General features: G+C 52.3%; 11 protein-coding genes and 1 pseudogene. 3 read left to right on the plus strand and 9 right to left on the minus strand.

From position 1 onward, the window contains the following. Position 1: 1 nt before the first annotated feature. The 4 genes from E0L21_RS21060 to E0L21_RS21075 all read right to left on the minus strand — a co-directional run bounded on the left by E0L21_RS21060 (position 2) and on the right by E0L21_RS21075 (position 4842). The gene (locus tag E0L21_RS21060; protein ID WP_235855266.1) at positions 2-2548 is read right to left on the minus strand and encodes a fimbria/pilus outer membrane usher protein; all 2547 of its coding nucleotides are present in this window, start codon (positions 2546-2548) and stop codon (positions 2-4) included. 38 nt (positions 2549-2586) lie between these two features. Then, positions 2587-3291, minus strand: a complete 705-nt coding sequence (locus E0L21_RS21065; protein ID WP_131412935.1) for a fimbrial biogenesis chaperone — start codon at positions 3289-3291, stop codon at positions 2587-2589. Positions 3292-3341: 50 nt separating this feature from the next. Continuing rightward, positions 3342-3878 (minus strand): fimbrial protein, encoded by a 537-nt coding sequence (locus E0L21_RS21070; protein ID WP_131412937.1) that lies wholly within the window; start codon positions 3876-3878, stop codon positions 3342-3344. Positions 3879-4293: 415 nt separating this feature from the next. Beyond that, on the minus strand, positions 4294-4842 hold the full coding sequence (locus E0L21_RS21075) for a helix-turn-helix domain-containing protein (protein WP_131412939.1): 549 nt from the start codon (positions 4840-4842) through the stop codon (positions 4294-4296). Between the two features lie 101 nt (positions 4843-4943). Between E0L21_RS21075 and E0L21_RS21080 the strand changes: the two genes are divergently transcribed. Together E0L21_RS21080 and E0L21_RS21085 are read left to right on the plus strand one after the other, a co-directional pair. Next, positions 4944-5606: an AzlC family ABC transporter permease gene (locus E0L21_RS21080; protein WP_131412941.1), complete on the plus strand. Its 663-nt coding sequence runs from the start codon at positions 4944-4946 to the stop codon at positions 5604-5606. Continuing rightward, entirely contained in the window at positions 5606-5929 is a 324-nt protein-coding gene (locus E0L21_RS21085) for an AzlD domain-containing protein (protein WP_131412943.1), read from the plus strand. Before E0L21_RS21080 ends, E0L21_RS21085 begins: the two co-directional genes overlap by 1 nt. A gap of 9 nt (positions 5930-5938) precedes the next feature. On the opposite strand, the gene E0L21_RS21090 is transcribed toward E0L21_RS21085, so the two are convergent. The 4 genes from E0L21_RS21090 to E0L21_RS21105 are packed head-to-tail and all read right to left on the minus strand — an operon-like array spanning position 5939 to position 10672. After that, positions 5939-7240: an efflux RND transporter periplasmic adaptor subunit gene (locus tag E0L21_RS21090; protein WP_131412945.1), complete on the minus strand. Its 1302-nt coding sequence runs from the start codon at positions 7238-7240 to the stop codon at positions 5939-5941. Continuing rightward, positions 7233-8699, minus strand: a complete 1467-nt coding sequence (locus E0L21_RS21095) for a TolC family protein (protein ID WP_131412947.1) — start codon at positions 8697-8699, stop codon at positions 7233-7235. The genes E0L21_RS21090 and E0L21_RS21095 overlap by 8 nt, the downstream gene beginning before the upstream one ends. Beyond that, on the minus strand, positions 8692-9942 hold the full coding sequence (locus E0L21_RS21100; protein WP_131412949.1) for an ABC transporter permease: 1251 nt from the start codon (positions 9940-9942) through the stop codon (positions 8692-8694). The genes E0L21_RS21095 and E0L21_RS21100 overlap by 8 nt, the downstream gene beginning before the upstream one ends. Further along, entirely contained in the window at positions 9935-10672 is a 738-nt protein-coding gene (locus E0L21_RS21105; protein ID WP_235855267.1) for an ABC transporter ATP-binding protein, read from the minus strand. The genes E0L21_RS21100 and E0L21_RS21105 overlap by 8 nt, the downstream gene beginning before the upstream one ends. A gap of 401 nt (positions 10673-11073) precedes the next feature. Here E0L21_RS21105 and E0L21_RS21110 point away from each other — a divergent pair, with 401 nt between their 5' ends. Further along, positions 11074-11499, plus strand: a complete 426-nt coding sequence (locus E0L21_RS21110) for a flagellar protein FlhE (RefSeq protein ID WP_131412951.1) — start codon at positions 11074-11076, stop codon at positions 11497-11499. Positions 11500-11749: 250 nt separating this feature from the next. Here E0L21_RS21110 and E0L21_RS21115 read toward each other — a convergent pair. Further along, positions 11750-11822, minus strand: a pseudogene (locus E0L21_RS21115) (DUF1471 domain-containing protein); the annotation flags it as partial.

The following is an 11822-nucleotide window of genomic DNA, read 5'->3' on the forward strand; positions in this document are numbered from 1 at the left end:
CTTAACGACATGGCAAGCTCATCAGAAGCAGAGGTTTGCGTGGCGGCGTAATACGCCATGAGATATGGCAAATTTCCTGGGCGCTATTTCCCCACTGAACGCGCAACGTTCCGTTGTCGTCACTCGAACGCAGGTAGATTTGATTGGCCTGGCCGACCATGCCGACATAATTGCCATAGCTGTCGTAGACGGCGGAACCCATGGGAATCGGCGTATTGTTCTGCGACTGCGCGGTAATGAGCATGGCCTGCCCATTCAGCGTGTTAAAACGTACCCGCACCGTCGCACCCGCATAGGGTGCAACACGCTGGAGTGACGTTTGCAGTTCGACATCCTCATTCATATTGCGGGGATCCAGACCGATGTTGTTGAACTGGTAAGCCCCCAGCGACGGCGCGATCGCATAACCAAACGCATCAATACGCGCCCCCTGCCCGCCAATCACTTCCGCACCTTTGGCACCGGGCGCATCAACCAACACAAAGCTGTCGCCCACCCAGTGACCGAGCGTGACGCCACCTTTATGCGCCACCAATGCGCCCTGGAGAGAACCCGAGGCTTGCCAGTAATTTTTCGAGGAGGACCATGAGAGACCCGCATTGGCATACGGGAAACTGCGCTGGAGCCCGCCGCCCCAAACAGCTTGTTCCCCTTTGCTATCGGTCGAGTAATTCAAGTTGTAGTTCAGCGGATTCTGCTCGCCATATACTCCGCTCAGCGTCGACTGGTAGCCGCCATCGCGGCTATTGCTGCTGTTTGAGCGGTTCGCGCTGGCCGACAAAATCGGGGCATAACGCGTACTGCCAAGCGGCACGGAAACAGAGAGCGACCACATGGTTTGTATGCGGTCACGCAGGAAAATCGTATGGTCGTTACCACTGTTTTGCCACGGGGTACTGTTCATGCCAGGCACGACGTTATACGTCCTCGCCACCCCCAGATTCAGCGAGATGCCATGGTTGAACGTTTTACTCCAGTTGAACTGCAACTGTTTGTCGCGTTTTTTACCGTCACGGTAATCCTGAGATGAGGCAGAAAGAGTGATATCACCCAGCGCACCAATATGCTGACCCGCGGAGATCTCAATGCGGCTGCGTTGTTTCCAGCTCAGCGACTGCCATTTTTGCCCATGATTGCGCGCTTCACGCGAACCCAGAGCGTCGTAAAGTTCAGAATAACCTTCCGTTGAATACCGATAACCCGCCAGCGTAAATGAGGTGCCGGTGCGCGGAATGAATTTGCTGTAGTTCGCGCGCAGCGTCCAACCGCTCTTGTTACCTTCGCTGCCCATATTCGCGCGTGAGAACATACTGTTCAGGCCAAATGCCCCGGCCACGCTGCTGTAAACCGCCCCCAATGAATAGCTCATATAACCTGCGGCGAGCTGATTACCGACGTTGAGGGTGAGGGAGTTCGTCAGCCCCTGACGCCAAACCGCTTCGCTAAAGACATTGTTATCACCAACGTCGCGCGCTCGCCCGACGGTGAAAACATAGTCGGAAGCGCCTGGACGCATGGATTCAGCCAGAGCGGAGAAGGGCACGCTAAAGGTGTTTTCACTGCCATCCGCCTCGCTGACAACAACGGTTAAATCCCCGGCAAAGTTGGTGGGATAGAGATCATTTATGGTGAACGGACCGGGGGCAACCGTTGTCTCGTATAGCGTGGTTTTGCCTTGCAGGATGGTCACTTTGGCGTTGGTTTTGGCAATCCCCCGCACGACTGGCGCATAGCCTCGCTGGGAATTAGGCAGCATTCGCGTATCCGATGAGATCTGGAAACCACGAAAACTCATGCCGGAGAAGAATTGCCCGTTGGTGTAGCCTTCGCCGATCAAGACTTCACTGCGTAACGGATAAATCGCACGCTGAATATAACGGCGGCTGGTGCTCCAGCGGCTACCGTTATATTTGCTGTAACTAAAATTGGATTGCTGGCGATAACGCCATAACCCCAAATTAATACCGCCATTAAAACTTAGCCAGGTTGAATCCATACCGCCCGCGCTACCCTGCCGCGATTTAACATGGTATTGGTTAGCCATATAGTTGAGAAATAACATGCTTTCCCCAGCATTGAGGCTTGCTTCACTTACGCTGCCACGAGGAACAGATTTCAATAACGCCTGCGGCGCGGTGAAATCCATACGCAATTGCGCCATGTCATCTTTACGTGCGATACCGTTCAACACCTTATCATCTGGCCAATAACATGATGGCGCAGCGTCATCAGACAATGCGTTAAAACCCAGCGTGGTTAATAAATCATGGGGTAGACAAGGCTCGATTTTTTTACCCCGCCGGGAAAATTCAATCTCACGGTGGGTAGTAAATTTCCCATTAAGATAAATATCGAGAGAATGTCGGCCGGGAGTAATTAATTCATCCTTGTTTAAGCGCTGGAGATCTTCATTAGATAACCCACTATTTCTTAGCAAGGATGAGTCAAAATAAAATTCATTATCTTTCGCCGATACCGTCAACGATACAACAGAAATAAACCCTATGAGAATACGAAAGCATGAGGAGCGCAGATGCATCAGTACCATCCGAGTTGAATAATGGTTTATATTTCCGAACGGAAGATTTATTTAACTAAAGAATACGATTTGCTAAATACTCCGCCATAATCATTTATTGCATTAATTGTTAAGTTATCTCCACCGCCGGAAGGAAGATCCCATTTGGTGACGGAATGCGGCACGATGATTCCTTTATATTTTATGGGATATTTCTTTGCCCGAACTTGCGTAAATGCACTAATGACAGAAATGTGATAAGCACCCGTGTTATTAATTTCAATCGCCTGGCCACGTAAGCTTACTTTCACATCATCGAGCGAATGGTTGGCATCTCCCGTAAGACTGGCGGGACGATAAAAAAGCTTTAACCGGCTTTTTACCAGCACCGTTAAGCTATTCTGCCCGCGATCGGATGTCTTCCTGGCCGGATATTGCAGAAAATTGAGCCAAAAAAGTGATTCTCTATCCTGAGGCAACCCTGCACCTGTAAACTTCAGCCGTAACGTATGTTCTGAAGTAGGGTTAATACGAAAAATAGAAGGCATCAAAAGAAACGGCGCGTCAGCCGTCTCAGGTGTCGACTGAGGATTATCTTTATCCGCCCAAACCTGCACCAGAACAGGTTCATTACCTGTATTAGTAAAAGCTAATGCCTTTTCTTTTATGTCAGCAGGATAAATAACGCGAGTGCCCACCATCGTTACACTGGCGCAGGCATCGCCGAACATAAAAAATAAAAAAAGCGCAGTCAGTTTCTTATATTTCGACATACTGATTTAGGCCACATAGAAGCGCTGCACAGGGCAGCGCTTTAAATAATTTATTGATAAGTCACAGCGAATTGCGCCTGTGCTTCCACCGCACCTGATGTTGACTGCCCGGTGGCATAATAACGAGCAGCCAGATCGTAGGTCGCAGTTGGATTGGTGCTATCTACAGATTTTGTTGCCGTCTGCGCTTTATTTCCGACAAAATCCAGCGTATTTGAACCTTCCATCAACTGAATCGCGACATTGTTTGCCGGAGACGTTGTTGCGGTATTTTTCAAATTCGTCCCGTCGACATCATTAGCGACAAATACAATCGCTGCATTTGATGCTTGCGCACCGCCACAACCAGATAATGTCACGGTGAATGGCGTATCGCCTGTCGTTGTACCCGAAACATCTAATTGGCTACTACTTACGGTAGGTAAAAGGATAACGGGAGAAGAAGAGCTTCCATTGACATTAATATCACATGTCTGTTCGCTAACTTCGCCCATAAAACGCACGGTATTACTCGATGTCGCCGAAAAAGCAGAACCACTTAACGATAAAATTGCCGTCGCTGCAAAAACATTTATCAACTTATGCATAAACTCGCCTCACTATTAATATTAACAACCCCAAAACAATTGATTGATATATATTCAATCAATTTAATATCGCGAGTAAATTACACTGGGTTAATATTGATGTAAAGATATTAAAGGAGAGCGTTTAATGGAACTAATCTATAACATAGAAATAATAAATAACACCCAAACAAATATTCAAAAAAACTATAAACATAAAATAAAAAACACAATAAAAACAGCAATATATATTAATATCGATTTGAGTAACCTGATGATTTAATTCGTTAAAAATGACATTTAATCAGAATATTCACAAAGAGAAATTAAATGAAGAGTCTTAAAAAGACTAAATCATGTAAAGGGAACAATTAAATTGTTCCACTCTCTGTTATCTTTATCCGTTTTTATTATCGCCAGGTGGAATCAAACAGCATTAATTTTGTTCAGCCACCAGAATCGCTTGGGTATCCGCTTCCAGCGCTTTAAAAATATGTTCCCTGTCTGCCGGATAACAAATGTAATCCCCCTCGCCTAACTCTTCCGGTGCTTCCGTCAGCCCTACCAGCGCGCGCCCTTGTGTCACAATAATGTGCTCCACTGAGCCTGTCGGGTGCGGATGCGAAATCCGATCGGCGCCAGGTTGCGTCAGCAATAAATAGATGTCGCGTCGTGCGCCGGGTGGGCAAGCAGCGAGCAATATCGCCTGGTAATTTGCCTCTTCGGCGATAACTTTAGTGCCTTCGCCACGACGAATAACCTGTGTCGTTGGCTTTTGCGGTTCCAGCAGGCGAGCAAAGGGAATGTCCAGCGCGACGCACAGCGCCCAAAGCGTTTCCAGACTAGGATTACCGTTGCCCGCTTCCAGTTGTGAAAGCGTGGATTTAGCGATACCCGCCCGGCGGGCAATTTCCGCCAGCGAAAGTCCGGTTCGCTGACGCTCGCGCACCAGACTTTTGGCAATAATGCTAATTGGCTGTGTCATAAACACCCCATTGTTCATTTAATCGAACGAATCGTTCTTCTTGTAAAACGACTCTGGTGTGTTCATTATAATGGATAAACGTTCGATATGGGTAAAGAGAGATGTTCACCAGACACTTCGCCTCGCTGAAGGGCGATACCGTAAAAGCTATTTTCCTGGTCTGCCTGGCCGTGGGCGTTGTCGGCGTCTCTTATGGATCGCTGGCCATGGCTTACGGCTTTCCTTTATGGGTGCCTCTGGCGCTCTCCACCCTGGTGCTGGCTGGCGCATCCGAGTTTATGTTTATCGGTATTGTCGCCAGCGGCGGCAATCCATTGGCCGCCGCCGTTGCAGGCCTGTTAGTTAACGCTCGCCATATCCCATTTGGCGTCACGGTGCGTGAACTGGTAGGTCAACGTGCAGCCAGTTTTCTTGGCTGCCACATCATGAATGATGAAAGCGTCGTGTTCGGCTTATCACAACCGACCGCCGAGCAGCGTAAAGCCGCTTACTGGCTGTGTGGGTTAGGCGTCGCGTTATTGTGGCCCGCTGGCGTGCTCGTTGGTGCGGCGGTAGGTAAATTGCTACCCGCGCCGGAAACCATAGGTTTGGATGCGGTTTTCCCGGCAATTTTGTTGGCGCTGGTACTGCCGGCGCTGAAAAAGCGCACCACGCTGATCCGCGCCTCGAGCGGCGCGGCATTGTCACTCGCCGCCGTTCCCTTTGCGCCAGTGGGATTACCGGTGCTGCTCTCTTTACTGGGCTTACTGACGAGGAAAAAATAATGACCAGCATCGCGCTCATTATCGGTGGTATCGCCATCCTTTCTATCGGCACGTATTTGATGCGCCTTGGCGGCGCAAAGCTCGGCAGCAGGCTGGCACTTTCAGAACACTCGCAGGCGCTGCTGTCGGATGCGGCAACCACCTTGCTTTTCGCGGTCGCGCTGGCATCGATGCTTTATGAAGGTGAACATTTCGCCGGAATGGCGCGCGTACTGGGCGTGCTTTTCGCGCTGTTTCTTGCCTGGCGCAAAATGCCGCTGATTGTGGTGATCCTCTCTGCAGCAGTCGCTACCGCACTGCTGCGCCTTGCCGGAATCACCTAGACGGGCGCGTTAATGAATACTGACAGAAGCCGGGCTGGCGGTATTGCCACCGCCCCCCATCTCAACCCGTACTTCTCCTGCGTCAATCCCGTGGATTTCCACCCCCTGCGCCACCGTCTGCCCGGCGGTAACCACCACTTTGCGCGGCGGCGAAGTAGACGATGAACGCCAGAGCACCCAGCGCAAACCCGATTGCGCATCAAAATGTAACGCCTGAGCGGGCACCGCGAATCCGTGTTCGTTCTGCCAGGTGATCACCGCCAGCCGCGCGCTCATCCCCAGCCGAATATCTTGCTGTAAATCCGCCAACGGCGTATCTACCGACACAGTGACGTCGTAATAAGCGCCCTGCGTCTCTGCCGCGCTGCTCTGAACGCCAATTTCGCGGATCTGCCCGCTGAGCGTTTTTCCGGCAAACCCTTCACCGGTGATATTGACTGGCATCCCTTCTTTTAATTGATGCAGATCCGCCTCTTCAACACGCGTGACGACTTGTATCGTGTCCAGCCCCGTCACCGTCAACAGCGCCATCCCCTGGCTCACCGACAAACCCGGCTGGAGGGTGATCGGTTTACCGCTTTCCGGCGCGACCGGGCGCACAATAAAACCTGAAAACGGCGCACGTATCGTTTGCCGCTCTACCTGCGCCTTCAGCGTAGCGTAGCGGGCTTGTGCATTCGCCAGTTCCATATCGGCAATTTTGCTGTCCTCGCCTTTACCCCGCGCTTGTGCTGTTTGTAACTCTTCCTGCGCGGCAGCCAGATCCTGCTGCTGCGCCCGCGCCTGCTGTGCCAGCGCATCGACTTCCATACGGGCGACAATCCCGCGTTTAAAAAGCGCAGTGGTATCGCGAAGATTGGCCTGCGTATTGGAGAGCGTTGCGCGCGCGCCTTGCACCACGCGTCTGGCGCGCGAGACATCCGGACTGCTGCCCCAGTTGCGAAATAGCGCCACCTCTTTTTGCGCTTTCAAAAGCTCCGCCTGCGCCTGGCGAAGTTGGATCTCAATCTGTCCGGGATCAAGCACTATCAGCACTTGCCCCTTTTCAACGCGCTGCCCTTCGTGAACCGCGATTTCACGGATCACCCCATCAAATGGCGCGGCGAGGGTTTGCTGGCGGGCAGCCTGGATGCGCCCCACCAGCCCCAGTTGGTTTTCCAGTCGCTGCGGCTGAACCGGCAACCAGAACTCCTGCGCAGCGCCACTTTCCGGTTCGCGTGCGACTGCCCACCATAAGAGCGAGCCGCCAACCACTACCGCAAGTGTCAGCAATAAAAGCAGGCGCTGCTTTTGCGTAAAAAACTTAATCATTGAGCGAAATATCCCAACTTTGCAGCGTGGTTCCCAGCGTTTGATCGAGCCCGGCCTGCGCATTCAAATAGCTGATAAGCGCATTTAGCCTGGCGTTTTCCGCGTTGCGGAGATCGTTTTCAAAGCTCAGCACCTGGAAGTTGCTGGAGCGGCCAGCAGTGAGTTTTTCCTGTTCAATCTCCAGCTTGCGGCGCGACAAATCCCGTGCACGTTGGGCTATTTCAAACTGCCGCCAGCGGGTGCCCATATCACGCACGGCGTTGGTCACGTCCCGATCAAGTTGCTGGTGTGCTTCCGCCAGTTGGATTTGCTGATTTTTCACATTGACCTGCGCTTGCACTTCCGCCTGCCGGGCGGTCATGTCACCGAGGGGGATCTCCACCTGAACCCCAACATAGTTATCCCAGTTGCGCGCGCCGTCACCTTGCGCCGCACGGTTACGCTGCTGCGTCGCGCCGCCGACCAGGGAAACATCCCATAACCTGTCATTACGGGCGACAGCGAGGTTAATCGTTGCCTGTTCGCCCACAAGCAGTTGTGCCAGGTACGCGGGCTGAGACGCCTCCGCCTGTTTCAACGCGCGATCGGCCTGCACCTCCACCGGTTTTGCCTGTAACGCTTCGGTCGCGACAATTGGCGCATGCAGATCCAACGCCAGCAATTGCAACAGCGCCAGGCGCGCCATATCCACCCGGTTTCGCGCCTCTTCATGCGCCAGCTCTTGTGAAGCCACTTCGGCTTCGGTCTGCACAATTTCAAACTCCGCCATGCGCCCCGCGCTGATCATCGCCTGGTTCACCTCCACCAACTGACGCGCACGCGCCAGCGAATCCTGAGCGATCTTTAACTGCTCTTGCGCCAGCAATAGATCGCGGTAAGTGGTGATAATTTGGGTGATCGTCTGCGAAACGGTGGACTTCAAATTCAGGCGGTTGATTTGCTCAGTCATCTGCGCAAGGCGAACCGGCGCGGTGGCTATATCTTTACCCGCGCCGCGCAGCAACGGCTGAATAACCGAAAAGTTCGCGCCGTCGTTGTGAGACAGCCCCGCCTGATTGGCATCGGTGTGTTGATATGTCCAGCCGAGGCTAACGCGCGTGCCGTAAGGGGTGAGCAGCGTGGAGGTCGGTGTCAGGTTTCCCTGCCGGTAGCGGTCGTCCTGGTTGCGGGTGGAGAGATAATTACCGGAGAGCACCAGTTTTGGCGTGAAGCGATCTTCGGCCACGCGCAGGTCAAATTTCTGCGCAACCCTGTCGAGGTACGCGCTACGGATGGCACGGTTGTCACGCAGCCCGAGATAAATGGCATCGCTCAGGGTGAGATCGATATTGTCGCCTTTCAGCGCAATACGCGCCGTCTCGCCGTCACGCGTGGCGTGGGAAGGGTTCACCAACATTTCGCCACGCACCGGGCAAACCATCAGGCTTGCCAGTAATAACAACCCTACATATCTACGCATCGCGCAGCGCCTCTACCGGCTCCAGCCGGGACGCCGCCAGAGCGGGAGATAGGCCAAAAAACAGCCCGATAACAATGGCGCTGCCAACGCCCAGCGGCAAAGCGGCGGCGGATAAGGCAAAATCAGACCAGCCGGAAAACCAGACAAACAGCCATGCCGCCGCGAAACCCGCCGCCGCGCCAAGCAGCGCGCCAGCCGTCGCCAGTACAATGGCTTCCAGCAAAAAGAGCATCGCGATGTCGCGCGGACGCGCGCCCAGCGCCATCCGCACACCAATTTCCCGGCGACGCTCCGATACATTCATCACCATCACATTCATCACGCCCACCCCGCCGACCAGCAGCGAGACGCCGCCAAGCCCGGTGAGCAACCACGAAAACAGGCGCGACTGCTGCTCAATGCCTTCCAGCAACTGCTGAGGAACCTGCACATTGACCTCGAAGCCGGGCATCTTTTCGCTGAGCCATTTCTGTAGCCTGGGTGCGATGTGATCCAGCGCTTCACCGCTGCGGCTACGCACCGCTACGCTGCTTATTTGCGGAAAACCGACCACCCGGCGCATACCGGTGATCGGCAGCAAAATGGCATCATCCACAGAGACAGGAATAATCGGGTTTGGCCCCTGATGCTGAAGAATACCGACAATCTCAAAGAGATAACCGCCAATCTGAATGCGGTCGCCCAGCAGAACGGGGCGGTCGGGCTGGGCCCATTGTTCGGCGATATTGGCCCCGAGCACAGCATAGGTGCTCTGCGCATCAAAGCGGCTCAAAAAGCGGCCCTGTTCCAGTTGCAGCCGCAGAACAAAAGGCAGTTCAGCGCCGCTACCAACCAGCGTTGCCGCAGTCGTTCGGCCATTAAAACGTGCTTCCGTGTTGCTGGGGACGAGCGCCGAAGCCGCGTCAATTTCCGGGATCTGTTGATGCAAGGCATCGATATCCAGATCGGCGGGCGCAACCAGCGGTTTTCTGCCAGAACCGACAGGCTGCTGAATGTTGGCAACCAGTAGCTCGCTGCCCATACCGCGAAAGATGCTCATCGCTTCGCGTTCGGCGTTGTAGCCAATATTGAGCAACGCCACCACTGCGGCGCAGCCCACCGCAATGCCCAATAGCGCCAGCACCGCGCGCCGCCCCAGCAGCCGCAGGTTCTCCAGCGATTCCAGCAAAAGTTGCAGCCACGGCATACCGTAACGTAACGGCTGAGAGGGGCGAAGAGTTGCGGGCATCCGCAGATCAGACATACGATGCCTCGCTGATGCGTCCATCCGCCACCTGAATGCAGCGCGACATGCGTCGGGCAATCGAATTGTCATGTGTTACTAGCACCAGCGTGGTGCCACTGTCGCGATTCAATGCCAGCAATAAATCAATAATGTCAGCCGCGTTTTGGCTATCAAGGTTACCGGTGGGTTCGTCGGCGAGCAGCAAAGCCGGTTCGCCAACCAGCGCGCGGGCAATGGCTACACGCTGGCGCTGCCCGCCGGACAAATCCGCAGGGCGGTGGTGCGCGCGTTCACTTAAGCCAACGCGCTGAAGCTGTTTGTGGGCAGCGTCCTGTGCTTCATGGCGCGATTCGCCACGGTAGAGCAGCGGCAAAGCAACATTATCCAGCGCGGTAAGCCGGGGCAATAAGTTGAAGCTCTGAAAGACAAAACCAATGATGTGATTACGGGCCGTCGCGCGGGCATCTGCGCCGCAGCGGGACATATCCTCACCATGAAACATCACGCGCCCGGAAGTGGGCGTATCGAGCAATCCCAGCAGATTAAGCAGTGTGCTTTTCCCCGAGCCTGACGCGCCAACGATGGCGCAACTTTGCCCGGCGGGGATAGATAACGAAATGTTGTGCAGGATGGTCTGTCGCGCGGCACCGGCGGCGTAGGAATAGGTCACCGAATCCAGGCTTATCAAATCAGCGCCAGATGTCACTTGTTGAGTTTTGCTTATCCCTGAGTCGTGCAACCGTTCCATGTTTGCCAACAATTCATCCTGAAGAACACAGATATGGTGTGAACTACATATCAACGTTAACGGCCAGAAAAACAAAAACTTTAGCTTTTTTAGCATGGATTTATTTCATTAAAACCTACCAAAATTGATACCTAAAGAATTAACCTCAATCGCCGATAGGTATTTCACATGCTTTACCCTGGATATTTAAATATTAAATAGCAATGAAGCCCTGCTTAATAAAACAATAAACATTGACAACAATAAATATATTATTTAGTTTCTCATGGACAAACGGAAATATAGCCAACAAATAAGAATTATTGAGTTATCTTGTATTCACACAGGACCACTCAATAATTCCCATGATTTAAGGTAAATATCATGGATATTCGTTAGCTTACTCTTTAATGAGGCTTTAAATGAAACGGAAATCAATCCTGCTGGCTTTATCGGGTTTAATGTTTATCTCTTCAAGCGCATTTGCAACGGGCGGCACTTCAGTCGGCTCAATGCTTGCACCCTCAATTTCAGTAAAAAACCAATGGTATAACAAAGCCTTCCCGGTTACGGCCGGAACGCCGTCAACCGGTAAAGTCGGCATGGTTTATTACACCTGGACTTACAGCTATTACCCGGCGGGTATGCAGGTTTATTTATGCTATAACAGCGGTAATACTTGCATGGACGTTTCTAATGCACGTTCAGGCAATGTTGACTTCACGCCTTATAATATCGCACCGAACCAACCAATCAGTTTATATGCTCGCGTAAATGGCACCGGTAAAATGCTGACGGCAAATGGGCAATCAAGCCAGGTTATTGTTAACTACACATTTAATCAATAATTCGCTTACCGCGTAATTTTATTATTACTGATAACGTTCTGTAATAATAAGAATGTGAATTTAATGCAACCATAATAATAATGCCCGACGACATTTCTTATATGCCATCGGGCATTTCAGTCATATATGGCTATTTTTAAAATACTTTAGGCAATTACTGAATACAACGACATCCCCGATAATACGCTATCATTCCAGCGCAGAAATAAAAAAAGCGCCCGCAGGCGCTCTTTCGACAGGACAGCTTTGCTTATTTGTTCAGTTCGGCGGTCATGTGAACCTGGTTGCCGGTATACGCTTCAGTGATCTGGTAAGAAGATGCA

The organism is Kosakonia quasisacchari (assembly GCF_004331415.1).
GTDB classification, from domain to species: Bacteria; Pseudomonadota; Gammaproteobacteria; order Enterobacterales; family Enterobacteriaceae; genus Kosakonia; species Kosakonia quasisacchari.